Source organism: Asticcacaulis sp. AND118, from assembly GCF_020535245.1.
GTDB lineage: Bacteria > Pseudomonadota > Alphaproteobacteria > Caulobacterales > Caulobacteraceae > Asticcacaulis.
The window spans coordinates 2,467,186-2,490,285 of the sequence record NZ_CP084910.1 but is presented as its reverse complement, the minus strand read 5'-3'; the positions used below and the strand labels follow the sequence as shown (position 1 = coordinate 2,490,285).

The window sequence follows — 23,100 nt, the reverse complement described above, 5'->3', positions numbered from 1 at the left end:
CGATACGCGGCAGATCACTCTGCCGCGTATTTTTTATCGATCTGCCCGTCTGCGGTCAGATGCCCGGTAGCCCAGGCCACGCCGCGGGCCACCAGATCGAGATAGGCGGCTTCGCGCATATTGGCCTCATTGTGAGCCAGCGTCGTCGAAAAGACGCGCGCCTGTTTCGGGCCATAGCTGTGCGTCCACGCCACCGTGTAACGCAGACTGCGCTCTTCCGGCTTGACGGCTTCGGGCTGAATGCCGGTGATCAACGGCGTCACGCCGAACTGGGTGAGGTTGTTGTAAAGCTCGTCCTTCGTCGTCGTCCAACCGCTGAGGCCGCGCGTGATCGGATGGGCCGCATCGGCGATGCTCAGAGTGATCGGCGACTGCGGCCCGTGGCCCGACGACTGGATGCCGACATATTCGAACCAGCGCGCATTGGCGTCACCGGCTGCGACCGGCTGACGGTAGGCACCCGAACGATAGGAGTGCATGGCGCAGTGCAGGTTGACGCCCGGCACGCCCTTTTGGTGCGGGGCCAGAACGGCATCGAGCACGGCCGGATCGCTTTCATCGGCGGCGCATTCGTTGTGCACGATCACGTCATATCCGTCGCCATAGTTCGGATCGGAGAAGAGGGGCAGTTTGGGGCGCGTCGCCTGTTCGCCGGGTTTCGGGTCGTAATAGAGGTGCGACACCTCGACCTTGAGCCGCGCCTTCAGCCCGGTTTCCAGTATCTCGCGCTGCTGCGGATAGTCGTGACAGCACCCGCCGCTGACGATCAGCACCTTGATGGGTTTGGTTTCAGCAAGGGCAGGGGCGGCGGCGAAGCTCAGGGTGAGGGCGGCGGTGACCGCAACGAAGCGCAGCATGGTTTCTCCCGGTTGTTATAAATGCCGATTATTATTGATAACGCGGACGAGGGTTCATGCCGTCGATTGCACATTGCCAAATCGTAAATTTCGATTAATTGTGTGACAATTGTAGCGCAACAGACGCTGCAAAAACAAACAGGGGGCAGTCATGCTGTCAAGCTATCTACCGTCGACCAACATACTGGCCGACATCGATCTCTACATACTGCTGGCCTATATCGTCGGCATCTTCATTCTGGCGCAGGTGGTGTCGCGCCGCAAGACCAACGAGGCGGTCACCTCCAAGGGCTATTTCCTCGCCGGCAATCAGTTGCCGTGGTGGGCCATCGGGGCGTCGCTCATCGCCGCCAATATCTCGGCCGAGCAGATCATCGGCATGTCGGGTTCCGGTTTCCGCATCGGTCTGGCCATCGCCTCCTACGAATGGATGGCGGCGATCACCCTGATCATTGTGGGCAAGTATTTCCTGCCGGTCTTCATCAAGAACGGCGTCATGACCATGCCCGGCTTCCTGGAACAGAGGTTCGGCCCCAGCGTGAAGTACCTGATGGCCATCTTCTGGCTGGTGCTGTACGTGTTCGTCAACCTGACCTCGATCCTGTGGCTCGGGGCCACGGCGATCTCAGGCGTCACCGGCGTCGAGCCCATTTACGCTATTATCGCCATAGGCCTGTTCGCTCTGGCCTATCAGATCAATGGCGGTCTGAAGGCCGTGGCCCTGACCGACATCGTGCAGGTGTTCCTGCTGATCCTCGGCGGCCTGATCATCGTTTTTATCTCCTTTTCGAAGATCGGCGGAGAAGCGGGCGTCATGGGCGGTCTGAATACGCTCTACACGCAGTTCCCCGAACATTTCGACATGATCCTGTCGAAGGACTCGCCGCACTATATGGACTTGCCCGGCATCGCCGTTCTGGTCGGCGGCCTGTGGATCATGAACATCTCCTACTGGGGCTTCAACCAGTACATCATCCAGCGCGCGCTGGCGGCCAAGTCGCTGGGCGAGGCGCAGAAGGGCATTGCGTTTGCGGCCTATCTCAAGCTGCTGATGCCGGTGATCGTGGTGTTTCCGGGCCTCGCGGCGCTGATCCTTGCGCCGAATATCGAAAAGGCCGATCACGCCTATCCGGCCATGATGCAGCTTCTGCCGAACGGCCTGCTGGGGCTGGTCTTCGCGGCGCTGGTGGCGGCGATCGTCGCCTCGCTGGCGTCGAAGATCAATTCGATCTCGACCATCTTCACGCTGGATGTGGTCGCGCCGCTGAAGAAGGACATCCCGGATCAGAAGCTGGTCACCGTAGGCCGCATCGCCTCGGTGGTGTCGGTGATCGTGGCCATGGCCGTGGCGCAACCGCTGCTGGGCAAGACCGATCAGGCCTTCCAGTTCATCCAGGAATTCACCGGCTTCTTCACGCCGGGGATCGTGGTCATCTTCGCTCTCGGCATGTTCTGGAAGCGTTGCTCGACCGCCGGGGCCTTCGTCGCCGTGGCGGCGTCGGTCATCCTGTCGACCGTCGCCAAATACGTCCTGCCCGACGTGCCGTTCATGGACCGCGTCGGCTATGTCTTCCTGGCGTCGCTGGCCCTATGCGTGCTGGTGTCGCTGATCGTGCCGAACCGGAAGCCGGTCTCGACCCTGACGCTGGAAGGGGTGAGCTTCAAGACCTCGACGGCGTTCAATGTGCTGGCCATCGGCGTGGTGATCGTGCTGGTCGCGCTCTATGGCCTGCTTTGGTAGACTGTCGCGCCGGAAAAGAAAAAGCGCCCTGCGAAGGGCGCTTTTTTTTATGCCCGTTGTAGCCCCGTGTGGCGGAAGACGATCCATACAAAGAGCAGCATCGAACCGAAGGTGATGACCGAACCGCCGACAGTCAGACGCAGGAACCAGCGCGCGGTCATCGGGAAGGTTCTTCGATCTGCGTCCAGCCCTCGACCACGGTCTCATGGCAGATCAGGCCGTCGCGCAGATGGAAGATATGGACGAGGCGCAGTTCAACGGTCGAGCCGATAGGCAGAGGTGCCTTGTCGAAACCTTCGCGCAGCAGTTTGAAACGCACGCGGCAGTCGTCGACCACGCGGTCTTCGGTGGCAAAGCGGTCGATCGGTTCGAACCCCAGCAACTCCATCGCGCCGAACATGCGGCGGTAATTGGCCTCGATGGCGGCCTTGCCGGTGAGGGTCATGCCGCGGGTCGGCATCTCCAGCACGATGTCGTCGGTGTAGAGGTCCATGACCGAGGCCGGGTCTTGGCCTTCGCCCTTCATATGGGCGTCGACGATGTCGAGATTGCGCTGGAGGATCTGGTCGCGGGTCATCGGGGCTTCCGTGCGGTCATGGTCGGGTAACTTATAGGCGAAGGCGGTCATAGCGTATCCTGTTTCAATAAAAGACAGATAATCTGACTAACTGAGCGTCGCTTATATATGGACAGTTTGTCTGTCAATCTGCTATCGCCTTAATTATGCGTAATGTGCCCCCTTTCAGCGAAACCCCGACCCTTGGCCAGTTGCTGCGCCAGCCCTACGAACTGCTGCAAAAGGAAGTCTATGCCAGCCTTGCGGCGCACGGCTTCCCTGACATTCGCCCGGCCCATTCGAGCCTGTTCCGTTATGTGACGCCCGAAGGGGCGCGCGTGTCGGACCTGGCCGAAGCAGCGCAGATGACCAAGCAGAGCATGGCCTATCTGACCGCCGATCTGGAGGCGCTCGGTTATGTGACGATCGGGCCGGACCCGCAGGACGGGCGCGCCAAGCGCGTCATGCTGACCGAACGGGGTCTGAGCGTTCGATCGCACCTGATCGGCATCAGTCTGGAATTTGAAACTCGCTGCGCGGCGCTGGTCGGTGAGGACCGCATCCGCGACCTGCGGGCTACCTTGATCGCTCTCGCCGCTGCTTTGAGATAGCGACGGAATTTGAGCATTCCTGACGTTTGACGAGCGATAAACAAAACGCTCAGGTAAGTCTCCGTGAAATCCATTGCTCTCAAAGCCGTCCTGCCGGTTCTCCTCCTGCTGGGTGTTATGCCCGCCGCCGCTCAGGTTACGGCGACCCGCGTCGAGGGCCGGCTGACGCTCAATAACGGGCTGGTCGAAGCGGTGATCGACGCCAACGGCGATGTGGTGTCGTTTAGGGACCTGCGCGACGGAGCGGTGGAGATGGTGCAAAAGGGCCAGAAACTCTACTGGGATGCCAATGCCGAGGCGCTGGGGCCGACCATCACGCCTGCGCCGAAGAAGGGCTATTACCGCCCGAACCCTCAGACGACGACGGTCGAACTGACCACCGCCACGGCGGCGCTGGCCGATGTAAAGATCACCAGCGGCCCGACCGAGCATTTCCCGTTCAAGGCCGAGCGGCATTACGTGATGAAGGACGGCCTGCCGGGGTTATACGCCTATGTGGTCTTCCGGCATCCGGCCGACCAGCCCGCGGCGCGGTTGTGGCAGACGCGCTTTGTCCTGCGCACCTCGCCGGACGTGTTCAACGCCTGGACCATTTCGCGCAACAATCTCATCCGCATCCCGCGCGCCGAGGTGACGCAGAAGCTGATGGACGCCACCTTCCGGCTGGCCGACGGGACGGTGAAGACCAAATATCTCAATTCGGTCTATTGGGGCGATGTGTCGGCCTATGGCACGCTGGCGGTCGAGGCGGACAGAAGCCGCGGCATCTGGATGATTGAGGCCTCGCCCGAATATCACAATGGCGGACCGATCAAGCAGGGCCAGACCGTGCACGACGATGTGCTGCTGCGCGTGCTGCAATCGGCGCATTTCGGCGCGAAATCCGTTGATGTGCAGGCGGGCGAAGACTGGTCCAAGGTCTATGGCCCCTTCCTGATCTACGCCAATCCGGCGTCGACGCCCAACCGCCTGTGGTTCGATATCGACCGGCAACTGGCGGTGGAAAAGGCCCAATGGCCCTATGATTTCGTCAGCGCGCCGGAATACGCCAGAAAGCGCGGCACCCTGACCGGTGAGGTGCGTCTGAACGGCGCGGCGGCGGGCAAGAGCAAGGTGGTGCTGTCGGACCTGAAAGCCAACTGGGCGGACAGCGTCAAGGGTTATAACTATTGGGGCGACGTCTATGCCGACGGGCAGTTCCGCATCGACGGCATTGCGCCGGGGACCTATGCGCTGAGCGTTACCGGCGCCGATCAGCCGAACGACCTGACCGGCCGCACCGTGACCATCACCGCGGGCGAGCAGGATGCCGGCACCATTTTCTGGGACAGGCAAACGCACGGCAGGACCCTGTGGCAGTTGGGGACGTTCGACCGTCAGGCGGCGGAGTTCCGCAATGGCGACGATTCGCGCGGCTATCAGATGTTCACCCTCTACCCGCAGCAATTCCCCAACGATGTCGATTACACCATCGGCCGCAGCGTGCCGGCCCGCGACTGGAACTACGCGCAGTGGTCGTGGTACGTTAAGGACCCGGCTTGGCACCTGCGTTTCAAGGCCGCACCGCAGGCCGGTAAAGGGACGCTGACGATCGGCATCGCCTCGGCGCAGCCAGCAAAGGGTACGCTGACCGACGTGCGTGTGGCGCTGAACGGTCAGGAGATCGGGGCCATCCGCCTGCCCAAGACCGGCACGGCCGGCTATCGCGGCGGCATGCAGGATCAGAACTATAACCTCATAACCCTGAGCTTCGATGCCGCGCTGCTCAAAGGCGAGAACGATCTGACCTTCCGTCACGCCGACGGTCAAGCCTTCGATCCGGCGCGGGTCAAGGCCGTCGATGCGGCGGCCGCCGATGACGATCAGGCCCCCGGCACCGCCGCGCCGGGTCAGGTCATGTACGACGCCATCCGCCTCGAAGTGCAGTAATTGTTTGCGTCCTGCGCCGTCGCGCGTTAGCCTTTCGCATTTGCGAAGGGGTGATATTATGTGGCGTGTCTTGATCCTCTGTCTGACGATGGTGATGGGCGTGGCGATGACGACGGAAGCGCGGGCGGCGGAATATCTGGACAAGACCCCGCGCATCGGCGTCATCTCGGCCTTCGAGCCGGAGTGGGAAGCCCTGATCGGACGGTTGAAGGACGCCAGGAGCCACAGCATCAACGGCATGAAGTTCGTCACCGGCACGCTGGAAGACAAGCCGGTGGTGCTGACCATGTCGAGCATGTCCATGGTCAATGCGGCCATGAACACCCAGATCCTCATCGACCGCTTTCACGTCGAGCGTATCGTCTTTTCGGGCATTGCCGGCGGCATCGACCCGTCGCTGAAGATCGGTGACGTGGTCGCGCCGGCGCGCTGGGCGCAATCGCTGGAAACCATTATGGGCCGCCAGACGGCGACGGGTTTCGTCAAGCCCGACTGGCTGACCTGGGCCCCGGAAGGCATAGAAGCCTACGGCATGCTCATCCCCAATTCTGTGGTGGTCGGCAGCGCCAAGCACGCGCCAAAGCCCAAGGTGTGGTTCGAGGCCGATCCGGCCATGCTGGCCGTTGCCGCGCAGCTTGAGCAGACCGAACTGGCGCATTGCACGAGCGACGGGCGGTGTCTGGATCACAAGCCGCAACTGCATGTCGGCGGGGATGCCGTGTCATCGCCGGCCTTTGTCGATAATGCCGATTATCGCGACTATCTGCATCGCGCCTTCAATGCGCGCGTGGCCGATATGGAGAGCGCGGCGGTGGGGCAGGTGGCGTTCGCCAACGACGTGCCGTTCATCGTTTTCCGCAGCCTGTCCGATCTGGCGGGCGGGGATGAACACGCCAACCAGATGGCGACCTTCATGGCGCTAGCGTCGGAAAATTCGGCGGCGGTGGTGTGCCGGTTTATCCGGGCATTGCCATAACCGGGCAGCTTTTCAGCGGGGACGATATGGGCTTTCTCGACAGATATTTCGGCCTGAGCGCGCAGGGGACCAATGTGCGCACCGAGGTCATGGCCGGTTTCACCACCTTCCTGACCATGGCCTATATCGTGCTGGTCAATCCGGCCATCCTGTCGCAGACCGGCATGCCGCTGGCGGCAGTGGCGGCGGCGACCTGTGCCTCCGCGGCCTTCGCCTCGATCCTGATGGGCATGGTCGCCAACTACCCGCTGGCCATGGCGCCCGGCATGGGGCTCAACGCCTATTTCACCTTCACCGTGGTCAAAGGCATGGGCCTGCCGTGGGAGACGGCGCTGGGCTGCGTCTTTCTGTCGGGCGTGTGCTTCCTGCTGCTGACGCTGGGCGGCGTGCGGCAGATGATCGTCAACGCCATCCCCAAGCCTTTGTTCGCCGCCGTGGCGGGCGGCATCGGCCTGTTCATCGCCTTTATCGGTCTGAAAGAGGCGGGGATCATCGTCGCCAATCCGGCCACCACGGTGGCGCTGGGCGACCTCAAGGCCCCGTCTGCGGCTCTGGCCCTGCTGGGTTTGCTGATTATCGCGGTGCTGAGCGCCTGGCGTATCAAGGGCGCGGTGCTGATCGGAATTCTGGTTACGACCGCCGTCGCCTGGGGCGTCGGGCTCGTGACCTATCAACCGACGCCCTATGACCTGAAATCGCTGACGGCGACGGCTTTTGCGCTGGATATTCCCGCGGCGCTGGACCTCGGCAAGACCGGCTTCGGCATCCTCGAAATCATCTTCGTATTTCTGTTTGTCGACCTGTTCGACAATGTCGGCACGCTGGTCGGCGTATCGAAGCGTGCGGGCCTGATGCAGCCTGACGGCACCATTCCGCGCCTCAACAAGATACTGTTCACCGACTCCGTGGCCACCATGGCCGGGGCGGCCATGGGCACCTCGACCGTCACCAGCTATATCGAAAGCGCGGCGGGCGTGGCCGAAGGCGGACGCACCGGGCTGACGGCGGTGGTGACGGGTCTGCTGTTCCTTGTGGCGCTGTTTTTCGCGCCCTATGCGCAGTTCATTCCGACGGCCGCCACCGCGCCCGCCCTGATCATTGTCGGCGCGCTGATGATGGCGCCGCTGAAGGAAATCGACTGGGACGACGCGCTGGTCTCGGTCCCGGCCTTCCTGATCCTGATCGGGATACCGCTGACCTTCTCCATCGCCAACGGTTTGGCCTTCGGCATCACGGCCTATGTGGTCATCAAGTTGTTGCGCGGTCGGGCCCGCCTGAGCGACTGGCTGCTGCTGGTGTTGGCCGGGCTGTTTGTCGCGCGGTTTGTTTGGCTCAGTGCGGGTTGAGCCCGCTAAGGATGCGACGTGCCGGTCTCCTCGACGCGGTTGGCGTCGTAGGCGGCATCGGGCCCCTTGGCCGTGGGACTGTCGCGGTTCATGGCGGTGAAAGCGATCAGAAAGCCGGCAATGACTGCCAGCAAGGAAATGACGCCCCACGGCAGGCGACGCTTAGGCAGGTTGCCGGGGCCTTCGGGGCCGGCGCGGGTGACGTCGTCACCGCGGGCATGTAACGGGTCTTCGGGATAGCTCATTACGAACTCCTTTCGGATGATCGTCAGACTATGCGTCTGACCGAGGTAATCCGCAGTGCCGAAAGACCCCCGGTTTATAAGGATGAGCTTAGAGCGCAATCCGCTAAAGTGGGCACCCCTTTTCGGAAAAATTGCGCGACCACTCAAAAACTGAGAGCGAGATGATGTTTCCACTTTAAAATCATCTCGCTCTAGAACCTCGATCCGGTTCAGCCGGATCGTGGCTCTAAGTTTTATTTTCGCGCGCTTCCTTTCCTAAAAGGGTGCCCACTTTGGCGGGAAGCGCTCTGGGAAATTATGTGCTGCGCTGCAATCACAGACACAATTGCTTTTGTAACTTTTGTTGAAGATGCTTAACGCATCAGGCCTTGCGTTTTGCTGCGTCGCAAACTAAATTGGAGATGTTCAGCGCTTCGGCGCTGATTGCCCTTCCTGGGCGTTTCCTCCCTGTAAACTTTAAGGCCGCGCCGCAATGCGCGGCTTTTTTTTGCCCGGAATTCCGGTAAGGTCAGTTCGAGGGAATTAGGCTCAGGACTCATTGATCAGAGCCAGAAGATGACGGTAGCGGCGATGAGTATGGCAGAGAAGAAAGTGTGGGCACAGCGGTCGTATCGAGTGTGTACGCGCCGCCAGTCCTTGAGTTTGGCGAACATGTTTTCGACCTTATGGCGTTGCTTATAGAGTATTTTGTCATGCTCGATCTGAACTTTTCGATTACGCTTTGAAGGGATGCAGAGATTTATTCCCTTACCTTTCAGAGCGTTACGGAACCAGTTGGCGTCATATCCCCGATCGCCCAGCAAAGTTTTTGCTTTGGGCAGTGTATCCAACAACAAGGCTGCGCCCTTGAAGTCGCTGACCTGTCCGGCGGTCAGCAACAGGCGGATAGGCCTGCCGCGCGGGTCGGTAACCGCATGAAGTTTGGAGTTCAGGCCGCCTTTGGTGCGTCCGAGAAGGCGGGGAAATCCCCTTTTTTTAGCAGACTGGCTGCGGTGCGGTGGGCTTTGAGATGCGTGGCGTCGATAATCAGTTGCTCCGGATCACCAGCCTGCGAGGCCAGAGCGGTGAAAACCCTATTGAAAACGCCCATCCGGCTCCAGCGCATGAAACGGTTATAAAGCGTCTTGTGCGGACCATAGCCCTTGGGGGCATCCTTCCACTGAAGACCATGTTTTATAACGTAAATAATCCCGCTGACCACGCGCAGATCATCCACGCGAGGAACGCCGTGCGACAACGGAAAATACCGGCGTATCCGGTTGAATTGCACCTCAGACAGCAAAAACACTTCATCCATGATCCACCTCCTTCCAAAAGTGAATCACATCACCCACCCTTTGGGAATCCCTCGTGTTAATTAATAGGGCCTGAGCCTAGGTCTTCGGTGGCAGGTCGAAATTCAGCGCCTTACAGCCATTGCACGACGAACAGCCGGAGTCGCAGCCGGCGGCGGGCTTCCTGGCGGGCTTGAGCCCCAGACGCCCGGCGACCGCCTGCGACGCTTTGGGGAACAGGCGGCGCGCCATCATCACGGCGGCCAGTGCCACGATGGCAGCCACGATAAGGGTTTGGATCAGGTCGTAGCTCATCCGGCCACCATCTTTGTCAGCGTATAGGTGAGGAACGAGGCCAGATAGGCCAGCGCGAACAGGTAGGCCGTGGTCAGGCCGACGAACTTCCACGAATTGGTTTCGCGCTTGATGACGGCCAGGGTCGACAGGCACTGCGGCGCGAAGATGTACCAGGCCAGCAGCGAGAAGCCGGTGGCCAGCGACCATTGCGAGGCGACGGTCGCTTGCAACTGATTGGCTACGGCATCTTCCGAGCCCGAAATGGCGTAGACCGTCCCCAGCGCCGAGACAGCGACTTCACGCGCGGCCATGCCGGGGATGAGGGCGATACAGATTTCCCACGTGAAGCCGATGGGGCGGAAGATGGGCTCGATGGCGTGGCCGATCATGCCGGCGAAAGAATAGTCGATATCGGGCAGGGTGGCGTCGGCGGGCGGCTTGGGGAAGGTGGCCAGCACCCACAGCAGCGTATTGGCGGCGAAGATGACGCCGGTAATTCTCCGCATAAAGATGCCGGCGCGCTCCCACAGGCCCAGCGCCAGATTGCGCGGATTGGGCAGGCGGTAGGACGGCAGCTCCATCAGCAGCATGGCCGGGGTCTTGTCCTTGCGCAGGAGCTTCATCACCCACGCCACGATCAGGGCCGACAGGATGCCCGCAATATAGAGGCCGAACAGGACGAGGCCCTGAAAGCTGAGGATACCCCAGACCTGACGTTCGGGGATGAAGGCGGCGATGAGCAGGGCGTAGACCGGCAGGCGCGCCGAACAGGTCATCAGCGGGGCGATCATGATGGTGGTCAGACGGTCGCGGATGTCGTGGATCGAACGCGTAGCCATGACGCCCGGAATGGCGCAGGCGAACGACGACAGCAACGGAATGAAGGCCCTCCCGGTCAGGCCCGCCCGCGCCATCAGCGTATCGAGCAGGAAGGCGGCGCGCGGGAGATAGCCCGACTCTTCGAGGATCAGGATGAAGAAGAACAGGATGAGGATCTGCGGCAGGAAGACCAGCACCGAACCGACCCCGCTGATCATGGCGTCGGCGATGAAGCTTTGCAGCAGGCCTTCGGGCATGTAGCCGCGCACGATCTCCGCCGCCCAGCCGAAGAAGCCTTCGATGCCGTCCATCAGCGGCGTGGCCCAGGCAAACACGGCCTGAAACACCACGAACATCAGTGCCGCCAGAATCGGCAGGCCGAAGACAGGATTGAGGAGGACAGCGTCCATCTGATCGTCGAGCTTCGCGGTGAAGCTCGGCATGGTGACGGCGGCGTTGAGGATGTCGCGCACTTCGATGTGCACGTCGCGCCCGGTTTCGGCGGCCCTGGGGGCCTCGATGGTCTGGGTGTCAATATGCTCGATCAGGTGCTTTGCGCCGCCGTTGGCGATGGCGATGGTCTGAATGACCGGGACGCCCAGCTTGGCCTGAAGCTGTTCCTGATCGATATGGATGCCGCGCTTTTTGGCCGCATCCATCATGTTGAGCGCCAGCACCATCGGGCGGCCCAGCTTACGGATTTCCAGAACGAAGCGCAGGTGCAGGCGCAGATTGGTGGCGTCAGCGACGCAGACGATCACGTCGGGCGCGCCGACCTCGGTCACCTTGCCCAGACAAACGTCGCGGGTGATCACTTCGTCAGGACCCAGCGCATCGAGGCTGTAGGCGCCGGGCAGGTCCAGCACCTTGACCGTGCGGCCGGACGGGGCGGTGAAGCTGCCCTCCTTGCGCTCGACCGTCACGCCGGCGAAGTTGGCGACCTTTTGCCGCGCGCCGGTGAGCTGGTTGAACAGGGCGGTCTTGCCGCAATTCGGGTTCCCGACGAGCGCGATCAACATTCCGGACATCTCAGGCAATCCCCTCTTACGCTTTACGCACGTCGACGCGTTCGGCTTCGGCGCGGCGCAGCGCGAAGCGGGTGAAACCGATCTGGATCAGCAGAGGCTCGGCCCCGAACGGCCCCTTGGCTACCACCTTCACCGGCTCGTCGGCGACGAAGCCGAGTTCGCGCAGGCGGCGGCCTACGCGGTCGTCGGTGCCGAGATCGGCGACATCGACGACGATGGCGGCAGTGTTCAGGGGCAGATCGCTGAGTTTCATATCGGGGACGCCAGTCAAAAAATCCGCAAACTTGCAAGTGAGAATGATTTTAAACTGGGTCTTACGCAATTGAAACTGTCCTGACAACGGTTTTATCCGATAGCATTAGTCAGGTTTTCGTGCGCGTTCGGTTTCAAATGCAATGAAAACAATTGCATCCGCGTGAGCGGCCTTTCGTCGCGCCCTTTACGAAACGGCCATAGGTGTTTAGGAAGCGCCGATACACCGGAGCCTGTTCCCATGAATATCGACGCCTTCCCCCAGCTTGAAATCGTGCCGGTCACGGGACCGATCACCGGTTCGGTGGTAGTGCCGGGCTCCAAGTCGTTGACCAACCGGGCGTTTCTGGTCGCGGCGCTGGCGAAGGGCGACAGCACCCTGTCGGGCGTGCTGACCAGCGACGATACGGTGCATATGGCGACCGCACTGCGCGACATGGGCGTTGAGATCGAACACGAAGATGCCACCACAGTGAAGCTGCGCTCTTTGGGCAAGCTCAAGGCGCCCGCCAAGCCGCTGTTCCTCGGCAATGCCGGGACGGCGACGCGCTTCCTGACGGCGGCGGTGGCGCTGGCTGACGGTGAAGTGGTCATCGATGGTGACGAACACATGCGCAAGCGGCCGATCCTGCCGCTGGTCGAGGCTCTGACGCGGCTGGGGGTCGAGGTGTCGGCCCCGACCGGCTGCCCGCCGGTGACGGTGAAGGCGCGTGGCGGCTTTTCCGGCGATGTGGTGGAAATCGATGCCGGCCTGTCGAGCCAGTATGTGTCGGCCCTGCTGATGCTGGCGGCCTGCGGTGACAACGCGGTCGAGGTGAGGTTGCGCGGCGATCAGGGCATCGGCGGGCGCGGCTATATCGACCTGACCTTGGGCGTTATGCAGGCCTTCGGCGCTAAGGTCTCCCAGCCCTCGGACGGTGTGTGGCGCGTCGAGCCGACCGGCTATGTGGCGGCTGATTATCCCATCGAACCCGATGCCTCCTCCTGCACCTATCTATGGGCGGCGGAGGTGCTGACGGGGGGCAAGATCGACTTCCAGATGGACACCGCGGCCCTGACCCAGCCGGACGCCCGCGCGCGCGACGTCATCATGACCTGGCCGAACATGCCGGCGGTGATCGACGGTTCCCAGATGCAGGACGCCGTGCCGACCCTGGCCGTGCTGGCGGCGTTCAACACAACGCCGGTGCGTTTCGTGGGCATCGCGAATCTGCGTGTCAAGGAATGCGACCGGGTCAGCGCCGTGTGCGACGGTTTGAACGCGATCCGTGCAGGGCTGGCGCACGAAGAGGGCGATGATCTGATCGTCCATGCCGATCCGGCGCTGATCGGCGCGCGCACCAAGGCGGTCATCGATACGCATAACGACCACCGCATTGCCATGTGCTTCTCGCTTGCCGGGCTGATGATGTCGGGCGTGGTGATCGACAATCCCAAATGCGTGTCAAAGACCTTTCCAACCTACTGGGATGTTTTGGAAGGCTTGGGCGTTGGGTTAAAGCATCCGTAAAGTTTAGCCACGAACAATACGAAAATTACGAACGCTGCGCGCGAAGCGGTCACGCAATGAAGTGCGTGCCTTTTCGTGTTTTTCGTGGCTAAATTTCTTTCGCCATGTCAGCATGAAGCCATGCAAATCCTCCGTCGTTCCGTGCCTTTGGCTTTACGCCTCGCCCTGACGCTTCTGGTCGCGCCCGGGTTTGCGCAGGCGGGTGAGGTCAAGGTCGCCGTCGCCGCCAACTTCACCGAAACCGCCAAACGGATCGCCACCGCCTTCGAAAAGAAGACCGGCCACACCGTCACGCAGAGCTTCGGCGCGTCGGGACAGTTCTACGCCCAGATCACGCATGGCGCGCCGTTCGAGGTTTTCCTCAGCGCCGACGCCGAACGCCCGGTCAGGCTCGACAGCGACGGCCTGACGGTAAAGGGCACGCGCTTCGTCTACGCTTATGGCAAGCTGGTGCTGTGGAGCGCCGATAAGCGCGTCGATGCCAAGGGCGCGGTCCTCAGCAAGGGCACTTTCGACAAGCTGGCCATCGCCGATCCGGCGGCGGCCCCTTACGGCGCGGCGGCGGTGGAGACCCTGACCAGGCTCGGTCTTTACGACCGTCTGCAATCGAAGATCGTCAAGGGCGGCAATATCGCTCAGACCTACACCTTCATCGCCACCGGCGCGGCGGAACTGGGTTTCGTTGCCCTGTCCCAGACGCAGGGCAAGGGCGGCTCGTCGTGGGTCGTGCCGGCCAATCTCTACAGCCCCATCGATCAGCAGGCCGTGCTGCTCAAGACCGGCGCGGATAACCCCGCCGCCAAGGCCTATATGGCTTTCCTGCGCTCGCCGGAGGCGGTGACCATCATCCGCTCGCACGGTTACGAGGTTCGCTAACCGCATGTGGGAGGCCATCCGCGTCACGCTCCTGCTGTCCGCCGTGACCACGCCCCTTCTGCTGGTGCTGGCGACGCCGCTGGCGTGGTGGCTGGCAAAAGGGAACGGGTGGTTCCGCGATACGGTGGCCGCCGTGGTCGCCCTCCCCATCGTCCTGCCGCCGACGGTGCTCGGCTTTTATCTGCTGATCGCCATGGGTCCGAACAGCCCTTTGATGGGGCTGTTGCAGCCCTTCGGCGTGCGCACTCTGGCCTTTACCTTTACCGGGCTGGTCATCGGGTCTCTGGTCTATTCGCTGCCCTTCGCGGTGCAGCCCATCCGCAATGCGTTCGAGGCCATGGGGCCGCGTCCGCTGGAGGTGGCCGCGACCTTGCGCGCCTCGCCTTGGGACGCCTTCTGGTCGGTAGCCCTGCCTCAGGCGCGGCGTGGCTATGTGACCGCGGCCCTGCTGGTCTTTGCCCACACGGTCGGGGAATTCGGCGTGGTGCTGATGATCGGCGGCGCCATTCCGGGCCAGACCGAAGTGGTGTCCATCCGCATCTTCCAGGCGGTCGAGCAACTGAACTTTGCCGAGGCGCATCTGATTTCCGGCGGGCTGCTGGCCTTCGCCTTCGTCGCCCTGATCATCATGCTGGTCGTCGACCGACGCTTCGGCGCGCGCTCGGCGGGGATACGTCCATGATCAGCATCGATCTGAGCGGAAAAATCGGCGATCTCGACCTGGCCGTGGCCTTCGAGGCAGGCGCGGGGCTCACGGCGATCATGGGGCCGTCGGGATCGGGCAAGACGACGCTGCTGCGCGCCATTGCCGGGCTGGAGCGACTGAACGGGCGGGTTCAGGTGGGGGATGCGGTGTGGCAGGATGGCCGGGGCTTCCTGCCGGTCCACAAACGCGCGGTCGGCTATGTGTTTCAGGAGCCGTCGTTGTTCAGCCATCTGTCGGTCGAAGGCAATCTCGATTTTGCCCTTAAACGCAATCCGAAAGGTGCGGACAAGGTGGCGATTATCGATCTGTTGCGCATCGACGCGCTTCTGCCGCGTAATGTGGCGCGGTTGTCGGGCGGAGAGCGCCAGCGCGTGTCGATGGCGCGGGCCCTGTTGTCCGGGCCGGACCTGCTGCTGATGGACGAGCCTTTGTCGAGCCTCGATCAGCCCGCGCGGGCGGAGATATTGCCGCTGATCCGCGACTTGGCCGCGCGCGTGCCGGTACTGTACGTCAGCCACGATCCTCTGGAGGTGGCGCGGCTAACTGAGCACGCGGTCTATATGCAGAACGGGCGGCTGAGTGAGCGTCCGGCGGCGACGCTTGAAGGTCTGTCTCAGGCTGAGATTGAGGCGCTGGCGTTGAAGGCATTAGGTTCGTAATCATTCCTCCCTGGCTATGCCGGGGAGGGGGGCCGCACGAACTTGCGAAGCAAGTGAGATGTGGTGGTGGGGTTTCTTTCTAAATTCCAACCGGCTGGACCAGTGGACCTATCGCAAGATACCCCCACCACCCCGCCCTTCGGGCGCGGTCCCCCTCCCCAACAAGTTGGGGAGGTATGACAGGGCTAAACCCCTGTCGAAATCGCCGCCGTGGCGTCGGGCACCTTTTGCAACTCCGAAACCGGGACCTTGCCGACCGGGAAGCGGTCGTCGTCCCACACGATATAGACCATGTCGGAACCGCCCTTGCGTTCTTCCTTGGGTGGCACGATCAGATCTTCGTCCGCGGGGTCGTGACTGACCGTGCCGAGGCCCTTTTCAGCGTGCTCGACGCGCTCGCCGTCTTCGAAGGTTTCCGTGTTGATGTCGTCGATCATGGGAACGCTCCTTTACGAAAAAGAGCGTACATGATCGAAAAACCGGCATAAGGGCGCAATGCCCTTACGCTTACGGCATATACTGCCCGCCGTTGATGTGGACGATCTGCCCCGTCACGTAGCCGCTCATGCGCCCCGACGCCAGATAGAGCACCGTGCCGACGCAGTCTTCCGGCGTGCCGATGCGCCCCAGTTGCGTCGAGTTCTTCATCGCTTCCATGCGGTCGGCAGGGGTCGCCGCGTGGAAGGGCGTGCCGATGACGCCCGGGGCGATGGCATTGACGCGGATGCTGCGCTTGGCCAGATCGCGCGCCATATGGCGGGTCAGGTTGTGAATATAGGCCTTGGCGCAGGCATAGTGACCTGAGCCCGGTCCGCCGCCGTCATTGCCGGCGATCGAGCCGACATTGATGATGGCGCCGCCATCCTGTTGTTCGATCAGGGGCACCGCCGCCTGAGAGGCGTTGATCACCGAGCGCACATTGAGGTTCATCACCTTGTCGTAGAGTTCGTCATCTATCTCCATGAACGGGCGGCGGCCGCACAGGCTGCCGGCATTGTTGACGAGGATGTTGAGCTTGCCCAGCTTTTGCGCGGCTTCTTCGACCATGCCCTTGGCGGTTTTCGGATCGGTCAGATCGGCCTGAACGATCACCGCCGTGCCGCCCGCCGCGATGATGGCGTCGGCTACGGCCTGAGCGCCTTCGGCGTTCGACGCATAGTGGACGGCGACCGAAGCGCCGTATTCGGCAAAGCCCTGGGCCACCGCCGCACCTATGCCCGACGACGCGCCGGTGATGAGGACGGATTTGCCTTTGAGGTCATTGAGCATGGATATTCCGATCGTTGAAGGGCATCTGCCCGATCTGTTGGAGGACTGAGGGCGCGAGCCTGGCAAAGTCCGGATGGTGGTCGGCGCCCTTAAGCTGCAGGAAGCGCACATCGGCATTGGCGGTGGTGGCCGCGTCGTTGAGCGCCTTGCCCTGAGCGAACGGCACGACATTATCCGCCGTGCCGTGGATCAGCAGAAGCGAGGCCTTCAGGTGCGTGACGGCTTTGCGGTTGTCGAAGCGGTCGGGCAGGATTGGCCGCGCATAGGCCGGTGCCATGTCCGACAAGGACGAGAAGGTACCGAGCGTAATCACACCGGCTATGTCTTCGCGGGTCGCCGCATCGAGCACCACGCCACCGCCCAGCGAGTGACCGAACAGATAGACGAGTGCGCCGGGTTGCAGGGTGCGGCCATAGGCGATGAAGGCCGCGGCGTCGGCGCGCAGGCCCGTTTCGCTGGGCTTGCCCGGATTGCCGCCATAGCCGCGATAGTCGGCGATCAGCAGGCCGTCGCCCTCCTGCGTCAGAGGCGCGGCGTAGCGCGCGGCGGTGTAACGGTTGCCGCCATTGCCGTGGAAGAAGACGATCAGGCGCTTTCCGGGCTCGCGCGGCGGATAGTAATAGCCCTTGAGGCTCAGGCCGTCGGCGGTGGTGACGCTGACCTCGCGCGGGGCAGCGGCGGGCCATTCAAGCGCGGCGGGCAGGGGCTCAGGGAAGTAGATATTGCTGCGCACCACAGGGGCGCAGGCGCTCAGGCTCACGGCCAGACCGAGCGCCACCACGGCGGCGCGAACCAAACCCTTCATGCTTTCCCCCTCCGGGTGCCGGTTACTCGATGATCAGCAGGGTGACGCCCTGACGCACGAGGGTCAGGTTGAGCGTCGCCTGTCCCTTCTTAACCGCTACGGCGGGCAAGGCAACCGGTTGCATGACCGAGGCGGCTTCAAGCTGTTTATACTGGTCCTGATCGGGCGATGGCGGTGATCCCATCTTCTGCCACGCCGTATAGGCATTGGCGGTTTGCGGATCGACAAGGTATTGCGTGACCTTGCGCGATGCAGCCTTGCCGAGCCCGCTGAGAGTGACGGCGATCTGCGCATCCGGCCCTTTGAGGTCGTCGTCATTATAGTGCCACAGCAGGATCGCGACCTTCGTGCCGTCGCGGGTGGCCATGACGCCGACATCGTTCTTCTGCGTCACCGTAGCGATCATCTCGTCCAGCGGCACCTGCGCCGAAGAGGTGGCGCTGAGCTTGTCCGGCCCCAGCTTCGCATACATGCGAAAGACGTTGAGCACGGGCAGGTCGACGCCATTGGTGGCCAGTTGGCGGTAACCGGCGAACCACGGCTGATCCTCGAAGGTGAAGGCCCAGGTCAGCACGCCTTCCAGATTGACCTTGTGCCGTTCAGACAATTCCCAGATGCGGGCGAAAGAAGCGGCGGTATAGCTCGAATACATGGTACCGTTGCGATAGCCGTTGGCCGCACCCGGACAGGCCGCGCACCCTTCGGGGTCGCTCTCGCCGATGACGATGGGCGTGTCTTTCAGTTCGGGAACGGCGGCGATCTTCCGGAAGCCGGTATCTATGCCTTTGAGTTGGCTGGTCATGCCCATGCGAACGTGGCCGTCAATAAACTTGGGCTGGCCCTTGGCGTGGAAGGCGAGGAAGTCGGTCGGCGTGCCGGTCTGACCCGTGGCGTAGTTGGTGCCGGAGACGACGTGTTTCAGGAAGCCGTCCATGAAGGCCCCGCCGGAGCCCGCCACGTCCGGACCGCCGACGCGGGCTTCGGGCAGGGCGCGTTTGACGCCCGCGATGGCATAGTCGTGCGTCTTGTAGAATTCTTCCGGCGTGCCCTTCCAGTAGGACGGACCGTTGGGCTCGTTCCACACCTCGAAATACCAGGTCAGGACCTCGTCCTTGCCGTACTTTTCGACATTGTGTCTGGTCCACTGATAGACCAGTTCTTCCCATTTTTTGTAGTCGTTGGGCGGGTAGTTCCACCCGCCTTCGATCAGTTCGTACTTGAAGCCGGGCCGCCATGAGTGGCGATAGGGCATGCCTTCGGGGGCAGACGACAGGGCTTGCGGCATGAAGCCGATCTGCAGATACGGCCGCACGCCGCGATCCAGATACGAATCGATGATCATGTCGGTGATCATCCAGTTATAGACCGGCTTGCCGTCCTTATCCTCGGTATAGGCGTTGGTGCTGCCCCACTTGAAGGCCGCCGTGCCGTCGCCGGTATTGAGCAGGTTGTGGGCGCGGAAATAAACCTGCTTGGGCTTCAGTTCGCCCAGATGACCGAGCAGTTTCTGCCCGTCCTTCATGGTGGCGTAGTTGGGCTCATCGGTCGGCGCCGAAGAAGCGCCAGACGGGCTTGAGCGGGCCGGTGGATTTCGAGGCGTCGACCGTGACGGTGACCGGGAAGAAGTCCTGTGCCGCGGCGGGCAGGGCGAGGGCGATCAGAGCCGCCGAAAGCGTAAGGATATGGCGCATTTTATTATCCTGTAACCCCCTCTCCCTATGGGGAGAGGGCTGGGGTGAGGGGGATGGGCGCGGTGGTATTTCTCCCTCACCCGGCCTGTCGGCCACCCTCTCCCTCAAGGGAGAGGGGAACGCGCGTCTACTCTTTGGCGTCCAGCGTCACCGTCGCGGGCTTGAGTCCTTCGCCGGAGACCGTGACCTTGATCTTGCCTTTGGTGTCCGTGGCGCGGACCATGACCAGCGCGCGGCCATTCCAAGCCTTGCGCGTCGGCGACGAGAACACGGTCGAATCCGTCGGCGAACCGTTGTCGAACGCCGCCAGCGTACCCGCGCCTTCGACTGCCACGGTCAGTGCCTGAGCCGCATTGGGCACGCGCACGCCCCTGGCATCGACCACTTCGGCGCGGATATAGCCCACGTGATCGAAGCCGGGCGTCAGCGCCTTCTGTTCGGCAATCAGCCGCACCGAAGCCGCGGGGCCGGCGGTCTTCAGTTCGTCCTGCGCCACGATCTTGCCCGCAGCGTCGTAGCCCACTACGCGGACCGTCCCGGCAGCATAAGGCACGTCGTATTTGATGGCGCTGTCGTCGGCATTTTTGGGCTTCCTGCCCAGCGACTTGCCATTGAGGAACAGCTCGACCGTCGGCGTATTGGCGACGATCTCGACCTTTTCCGTATGCGGGTTCGAATCGTCCGGTGTCCAGTCGTTGAGCACGCCCGGCCCCTTGGGCTGAGGCATGGCCACGCCCACCATGGTCGGCAGTTCGGAGGTGTCGATGACCTCGGTGACGCGGCGGCCGATCTTGACCACGGGCGCTTCCGCCCACCACGAGGCGCGCTCCCACCCGATGGGCGTTACGACATCGGTACGGTCGACCAGCCCCGACGGGTTGGAGATGAAAGGCCAGCCCGCGCGGTCGGCCTCGCCCAGATAGTCCGCGCCGGTCCACAGGAACATGCCGGCATAGGGGGCATAGTCGCGCACCGGAATCCACGACGCGCGGTTCTTGGAGTTTTCCGTGCCGATGATCTTGCGCGTCGGCTTGTCCTTCGAGGCCTGCACCAACTCGTTTTCGCGATAGTTCTGACCCACCACGTCCAGCAGGTCGGCCAGCCCGTTCTTGTAGTCGCCCGTGGTGTTGGGGCGGAACAGGGCCATAGTCACCGGACGTGACGGGTCTTCTTCGTGGAAGATGTTTTGCAGGCGGGTCAGGATCGACTTGGCGACGATGGGGTAGGGCGTATCGTGGATCTCGTTGCCGATCGACCAGATGACGACCGAAGGGTGGTTGCGGTCGCGCTTGGCGAAATCGCGCGCATCCAGTGAGGACCAGTCGGTGAAGAACAGGTGGTAGTCCTTCGGGTTCTTGGCCACCGTCCACATGTCGAAGGCCTCGTTCATCACCACGATGCCCAGACGGTCGCACAGGTCGAGGAATTCCGGCGAGAACGGATGGTGCGCGGTGCGGATGGCGTTGACGCCCAGCGCCTGGAGGCCGCGCAGCCGACGCTCGTAGAAGCTCAACGGCACGGCCATGCCGAAAGCCCCGCCGTCGGCGTGGATGGCGGTGCCTTTCAGCTTGATATTTTTGCCATTGAGCCAGAAGCCGGTATCGGCACGGAATTCGATAGTGCGCACGCCGAAGGTGGCGCGGTCCGTTTCCAGCGTTTCACCATTGTCCGCGATCACCTTCACTTCGGCGATATAGAGGTTGCCCTGACCGACATCCCACAGCTTCGGATTGGATAGCGCGCCTTCGGCAGCGAGCTTGACCGAGCGCCCGGCGGGCAGGGTCCGGGCCGGGCCCTTGAAGGTGCCGGCGGGCTTGCCGTCCGGGCCGGTCAGGGCGATTTCCAGATGCGCCGTGCGGTCGGTTTTCGACTGATTGACAATAGCGCTTTCGACCTTAACCGCGGCGCTTTGCGCATCGATCCTGGGCGTGGTGACGAAGGTGCCCCAGCTATTGACATGGATATCGCCGCTGACGATCAGCTTGACGTGGCGATAGATGCCGCCCCCGGCGTACCAGCGCGAAGCCGGCTGGGCCGAAGTGTCGGCGCGTACCGAAACAACATTGTCGCCGTCCTTCAGATGGTCGGTGATCTCATAGCGCACGCTGGAATAGCCGTTGGGGCGATGGCCGACGTGCATGCCGTTGATCCACACGCCGCCGCGTTCCATCACGCCGTCCAGTTCGATAAAGACGCGCTTGCCTTTCAGTTCGGGTGTCAGGGGGAAGGTCTTGCGATACCAGGCGACGCCCGTCGGCAGCCAGCCGCCGGAACCGGTCGAAGCGGCGTTCTGATCGAAGGGCCCGGAAATGGCCCAGTCGTGCGGCAGGTTGACGGGTTGCCAGTCAGCAGGGGCGCCCGCGACCGTTTCCGCCCCCTCGATGTCGCCTCTGGCAAAGGTCCAGCCGGCATCGAAGTTGAGGGTTTCGCCCGCAATCGCGCCCGAAGCGGCGAACATCAGCGCAGCCATGACCACGGCGTATCGTTTTAGCATGTTGTTTCCCTGTCAGCCCGCCGCTTATGCGGCTTCCGTCATTCTACGCGGTACGGCGTTGGTGCCGTCGAACCGCTGCGCTTTTTTGGTCATTAATGACCGGTTTTGAGCGTTACGCAAGGCAATTTATACTATGATTGTGGGGTTTGCTTTACGCCCCCGGTCCGGTGTAGCCAGAAGGAAACCGGAGATCCGTCATGTGGCAACCGTCCGCAATCTACCCCGACCCGTCCATCGAAAGCCTCGACCCGCGCTTCGACAAGTATCGCCTAGCCCTGACGGCGGTCGAGAAGCTGTTTGAAGGTACGCGCTGGGGCGAGGGGCCGGTGTGGTTCGGCGACGGACGCTATCTGCTGTGGAGCGACATCCCCAATAACCGCGTGCTGCGCTGGGACGAGGAGACCGGGTCTGTGTCGGTCTTTCGCAAGCCCTCGGACTTCGCCAATGGCAACACCCGCGACCGGCAGGGACGGCTGATCACCTGCCAGCACGGCACGCGCAGCGTCACCCGCACAGAATATGACGGAAATATCACCACACTGGCCAGCCATTACGACGGTAAGCGGCTCAACTCGCCCAATGATGTGACGGTGAAAAGCGATGGCAGCGTGTGGTTCACCGATCCGCCGTTCGGAATCCTCAGCGACTACGAAGGTTATCGCGCCGAGCCCGAACTGCCGACGAATGTCTATCGTTGGACCGAAGCGGGGCTGACCGTGGTGAGCGACGCCATCGACCGGCCCAACGGCATCTGCTTTTCGCCGGATGAGCGGCTTTGTTATATTGCGCAGTCGGGCGAGCCCAAGCGCATCTGGGTCTTTGATGTGACGGGAGATACGCTGGCCAACGGGCGTATCTTTGTCGATTGCGCGCCGGGGATGCCGGACGGCTTTCGATGCGACGAGGACGGCAATCTGTGGTGCGGTTGGGGCGGTGGCGAAGGGCTGAACGGCGTGCGCGTTTTTGCACCGGACGGTGTGGCCATCGGCCATATCCATCTGCCCAATCGTTGCGCCAATCTGGTCTTCGGCGGGAAGGCGCGCAACCGTCTGTTCATGACGGCGGGGCAGTCGCTGTTTGCGCTCTATGTCAATACGCGGGGCGCCTGAAAGCGGGAGGCTGAAAAAAGAGGTGCCCGCCGCCGCGAAGCCCTTTATGA

At 62.4% G+C, this 23,100-nt stretch carries 23 protein-coding genes; 10 read left to right on the top strand and 13 right to left on the bottom strand.

The window, feature by feature from the left end; all coding sequences use genetic code 11:
• Positions 1-14: 14 nt before the first annotated feature.
• A complete protein-coding gene (locus tag LH365_RS11990) occupies positions 15-857 on the bottom strand; it encodes a ThuA domain-containing protein (protein WP_226743866.1) in 843 nt (280 codons plus the stop codon).
• Between the two features lie 151 nt (positions 858-1,008).
• On the opposite strand from LH365_RS11990, the gene LH365_RS11985 reads away from it, so the two are divergent.
• Entirely contained in the window at positions 1,009-2,598 is a 1,590-nt protein-coding gene (locus LH365_RS11985) for a sodium/sugar symporter (RefSeq protein WP_226743865.1), read from the top strand.
• 157 nt (positions 2,599-2,755) lie between these two features.
• On the opposite strand, the gene LH365_RS11980 is transcribed toward LH365_RS11985, so the two are convergent.
• Complete coding sequence (locus LH365_RS11980; RefSeq protein ID WP_226743864.1) at positions 2,756-3,226, bottom strand: nuclear transport factor 2 family protein; 471 nt, start codon at positions 3,224-3,226, stop codon at positions 2,756-2,758.
• 95 nt (positions 3,227-3,321) lie between these two features.
• Between LH365_RS11980 and LH365_RS11975 the strand changes: the two genes are divergently transcribed.
• The 4 genes from LH365_RS11975 to LH365_RS11960 all read left to right on the top strand — a co-directional run bounded on the left by LH365_RS11975 (position 3,322) and on the right by LH365_RS11960 (position 8,016).
• Positions 3,322-3,765, top strand: a complete 444-nt coding sequence (locus tag LH365_RS11975; RefSeq protein ID WP_226743863.1) for a MarR family winged helix-turn-helix transcriptional regulator — start codon at positions 3,322-3,324, stop codon at positions 3,763-3,765.
• 63 nt (positions 3,766-3,828) lie between these two features.
• Positions 3,829-5,694: a polysaccharide lyase family protein gene (locus LH365_RS11970; protein ID WP_226743862.1), complete on the top strand. Its 1,866-nt coding sequence runs from the start codon at positions 3,829-3,831 to the stop codon at positions 5,692-5,694.
• A 58-nt stretch (positions 5,695-5,752) separates the two neighbouring features.
• Complete coding sequence (locus LH365_RS11965) at positions 5,753-6,670, top strand: 5'-methylthioadenosine/S-adenosylhomocysteine nucleosidase (protein WP_226743861.1); 918 nt, start codon at positions 5,753-5,755, stop codon at positions 6,668-6,670.
• Positions 6,671-6,696: 26 nt separating this feature from the next.
• A complete protein-coding gene (locus LH365_RS11960; protein ID WP_226743860.1) occupies positions 6,697-8,016 on the top strand; it encodes an NCS2 family permease in 1,320 nt (439 codons plus the stop codon).
• Between the two features lie 5 nt (positions 8,017-8,021).
• Here LH365_RS11960 and LH365_RS11955 read toward each other — a convergent pair whose 3' ends face one another.
• The 5 genes from LH365_RS11955 to LH365_RS11935 all read right to left on the bottom strand — a co-directional run bounded on the left by LH365_RS11955 (position 8,022) and on the right by LH365_RS11935 (position 11,932).
• Positions 8,022-8,261: a hypothetical protein gene (locus LH365_RS11955; RefSeq protein WP_226743859.1), complete on the bottom strand. Its 240-nt coding sequence runs from the start codon at positions 8,259-8,261 to the stop codon at positions 8,022-8,024.
• A gap of 542 nt (positions 8,262-8,803) precedes the next feature.
• Positions 8,804-9,558, bottom strand: a protein-coding gene (locus LH365_RS11950; protein WP_370639726.1) for an IS5 family transposase whose coding sequence is annotated in 2 segments (ribosomal slippage) — positions 8,804-9,240 and positions 9,240-9,558 — 756 coding nt in all. Because the reading frame shifts where the segments join, the coding sequence is not laid out codon by codon here.
• A gap of 76 nt (positions 9,559-9,634) precedes the next feature.
• Positions 9,635-9,850 carry a hypothetical protein gene (locus tag LH365_RS11945; RefSeq protein WP_226743857.1) on the bottom strand — a complete coding sequence of 72 codons (216 nt, stop codon included), beginning with the start codon at positions 9,848-9,850 and terminating at the stop codon, positions 9,635-9,637.
• Positions 9,847-11,679 carry a ferrous iron transporter B gene (locus LH365_RS11940; protein ID WP_226743856.1) on the bottom strand — a complete coding sequence of 611 codons (1,833 nt, stop codon included), beginning with the start codon at positions 11,677-11,679 and terminating at the stop codon, positions 9,847-9,849. The genes LH365_RS11945 and LH365_RS11940 overlap by 4 nt, the downstream gene beginning before the upstream one ends.
• A 16-nt stretch (positions 11,680-11,695) precedes the next feature.
• On the bottom strand, positions 11,696-11,932 hold the full coding sequence (locus LH365_RS11935; RefSeq protein WP_226743855.1) for a FeoA family protein: 237 nt from the start codon (positions 11,930-11,932) through the stop codon (positions 11,696-11,698).
• A gap of 240 nt (positions 11,933-12,172) precedes the next feature.
• Here LH365_RS11935 and aroA point away from each other — a divergent pair, with 240 nt between their 5' ends.
• The 4 genes from aroA to LH365_RS11915 all read left to right on the top strand — a co-directional run bounded on the left by aroA (position 12,173) and on the right by LH365_RS11915 (position 15,682).
• Entirely contained in the window at positions 12,173-13,441 is a 1,269-nt protein-coding gene (aroA, locus tag LH365_RS11930) for a 3-phosphoshikimate 1-carboxyvinyltransferase (RefSeq protein WP_226743854.1), read from the top strand.
• A 120-nt stretch (positions 13,442-13,561) separates the two neighbouring features.
• Positions 13,562-14,317, top strand: coding sequence for a molybdate ABC transporter substrate-binding protein (gene modA, locus LH365_RS11925; RefSeq protein ID WP_226743853.1), 756 nt, complete (start codon positions 13,562-13,564; stop codon positions 14,315-14,317).
• A 4-nt stretch (positions 14,318-14,321) separates the two neighbouring features.
• The gene (gene modB / locus LH365_RS11920; protein ID WP_226743852.1) at positions 14,322-14,999 is read left to right on the top strand and encodes a molybdate ABC transporter permease subunit; all 678 of its coding nucleotides are present in this window, start codon (positions 14,322-14,324) and stop codon (positions 14,997-14,999) included.
• A complete protein-coding gene (locus LH365_RS11915; protein WP_226743851.1) occupies positions 14,996-15,682 on the top strand; it encodes an ATP-binding cassette domain-containing protein in 687 nt (228 codons plus the stop codon). Before modB ends, LH365_RS11915 begins: the two co-directional genes overlap by 4 nt.
• A 185-nt stretch (positions 15,683-15,867) precedes the next feature.
• On the opposite strand, the gene LH365_RS11910 is transcribed toward LH365_RS11915, so the two are convergent.
• From LH365_RS11910 to LH365_RS11885, 6 genes are all read right to left on the bottom strand, one after another.
• On the bottom strand, positions 15,868-16,119 hold the full coding sequence (locus LH365_RS11910) for a hypothetical protein (protein WP_226743850.1): 252 nt from the start codon (positions 16,117-16,119) through the stop codon (positions 15,868-15,870).
• Positions 16,120-16,189: 70 nt separating this feature from the next.
• Positions 16,190-16,951: an SDR family NAD(P)-dependent oxidoreductase gene (locus LH365_RS11905; protein ID WP_226743849.1), complete on the bottom strand. Its 762-nt coding sequence runs from the start codon at positions 16,949-16,951 to the stop codon at positions 16,190-16,192.
• Positions 16,941-17,756: an alpha/beta hydrolase gene (locus LH365_RS11900; RefSeq protein WP_226743848.1), complete on the bottom strand. Its 816-nt coding sequence runs from the start codon at positions 17,754-17,756 to the stop codon at positions 16,941-16,943. The genes LH365_RS11905 and LH365_RS11900 overlap by 11 nt, the downstream gene beginning before the upstream one ends.
• 22 nt (positions 17,757-17,778) lie before the next feature.
• The gene (locus LH365_RS11895; RefSeq protein WP_226743847.1) at positions 17,779-19,278 is read right to left on the bottom strand and encodes a beta-xylosidase; all 1,500 of its coding nucleotides are present in this window, start codon (positions 19,276-19,278) and stop codon (positions 17,779-17,781) included.
• A 16-nt stretch (positions 19,279-19,294) separates the two neighbouring features.
• Positions 19,295-19,447, bottom strand: a complete 153-nt coding sequence (locus LH365_RS11890) for a hypothetical protein (RefSeq protein ID WP_226743846.1) — start codon at positions 19,445-19,447, stop codon at positions 19,295-19,297.
• Positions 19,448-19,574: 127 nt separating this feature from the next.
• On the bottom strand, positions 19,575-21,941 hold the full coding sequence (locus tag LH365_RS11885; protein WP_226743845.1) for a glycoside hydrolase family 2 TIM barrel-domain containing protein: 2,367 nt from the start codon (positions 21,939-21,941) through the stop codon (positions 19,575-19,577).
• Between the two features lie 197 nt (positions 21,942-22,138).
• On the opposite strand from LH365_RS11885, the gene LH365_RS11880 reads away from it, so the two are divergent.
• The gene (locus LH365_RS11880) at positions 22,139-23,050 is read left to right on the top strand and encodes an SMP-30/gluconolactonase/LRE family protein (protein ID WP_226743844.1); all 912 of its coding nucleotides are present in this window, start codon (positions 22,139-22,141) and stop codon (positions 23,048-23,050) included.
• Positions 23,051-23,100: the final 50 nt, after the last annotated feature.

Bases quoted from the DNA above. Each gene is read 5' to 3' on its own strand.
- LH365_RS11990 (WP_226743866.1), bottom strand. From the start codon at position 857: ATGCTGCGCTTCGTTGCGGTCACCGCCGCCCTCACCCTGAGCTTCGCC.
- LH365_RS11985 (WP_226743865.1), top strand. From the start codon at position 1,009: ATGCTGTCAAGCTATCTACCGTCGACCAACATACTGGCCGACATCGAT.
- LH365_RS11980 (WP_226743864.1), bottom strand. From the start codon at position 3,226: ATGACCGCCTTCGCCTATAAGTTACCCGACCATGACCGCACGGAAGCC.
- LH365_RS11975 (WP_226743863.1), top strand. From the start codon at position 3,322: ATGCGTAATGTGCCCCCTTTCAGCGAAACCCCGACCCTTGGCCAGTTG.
- LH365_RS11965 (WP_226743861.1), top strand. From the start codon at position 5,753: ATGTGGCGTGTCTTGATCCTCTGTCTGACGATGGTGATGGGCGTGGCG.
- LH365_RS11960 (WP_226743860.1), top strand. From the start codon at position 6,697: ATGGGCTTTCTCGACAGATATTTCGGCCTGAGCGCGCAGGGGACCAAT.
- LH365_RS11955 (WP_226743859.1), bottom strand. From the start codon at position 8,261: ATGAGCTATCCCGAAGACCCGTTACATGCCCGCGGTGACGACGTCACC.
- LH365_RS11945 (WP_226743857.1), bottom strand. From the start codon at position 9,850: ATGAGCTACGACCTGATCCAAACCCTTATCGTGGCTGCCATCGTGGCA.
- LH365_RS11940 (WP_226743856.1), bottom strand. From the start codon at position 11,679: ATGTCCGGAATGTTGATCGCGCTCGTCGGGAACCCGAATTGCGGCAAG.
- LH365_RS11935 (WP_226743855.1), bottom strand. From the start codon at position 11,932: ATGAAACTCAGCGATCTGCCCCTGAACACTGCCGCCATCGTCGTCGAT.
- aroA (WP_226743854.1), top strand. From the start codon at position 12,173: ATGAATATCGACGCCTTCCCCCAGCTTGAAATCGTGCCGGTCACGGGA.
- modA (WP_226743853.1), top strand. From the start codon at position 13,562: ATGCAAATCCTCCGTCGTTCCGTGCCTTTGGCTTTACGCCTCGCCCTG.
- modB (WP_226743852.1), top strand. From the start codon at position 14,322: ATGTGGGAGGCCATCCGCGTCACGCTCCTGCTGTCCGCCGTGACCACG.
- LH365_RS11915 (WP_226743851.1), top strand. From the start codon at position 14,996: ATGATCAGCATCGATCTGAGCGGAAAAATCGGCGATCTCGACCTGGCC.
- LH365_RS11910 (WP_226743850.1), bottom strand. From the start codon at position 16,119: ATGATCGACGACATCAACACGGAAACCTTCGAAGACGGCGAGCGCGTC.
- LH365_RS11905 (WP_226743849.1), bottom strand. From the start codon at position 16,951: ATGCTCAATGACCTCAAAGGCAAATCCGTCCTCATCACCGGCGCGTCG.
- LH365_RS11900 (WP_226743848.1), bottom strand. From the start codon at position 17,756: ATGAAGGGTTTGGTTCGCGCCGCCGTGGTGGCGCTCGGTCTGGCCGTG.
- LH365_RS11895 (WP_226743847.1), bottom strand. From the start codon at position 19,278: ATGAAGGACGGGCAGAAACTGCTCGGTCATCTGGGCGAACTGAAGCCC.
- LH365_RS11890 (WP_226743846.1), bottom strand. From the start codon at position 19,447: ATGCGCCATATCCTTACGCTTTCGGCGGCTCTGATCGCCCTCGCCCTG.
- LH365_RS11885 (WP_226743845.1), bottom strand. From the start codon at position 21,941: ATGCTAAAACGATACGCCGTGGTCATGGCTGCGCTGATGTTCGCCGCT.
- LH365_RS11880 (WP_226743844.1), top strand. From the start codon at position 22,139: ATGTGGCAACCGTCCGCAATCTACCCCGACCCGTCCATCGAAAGCCTC.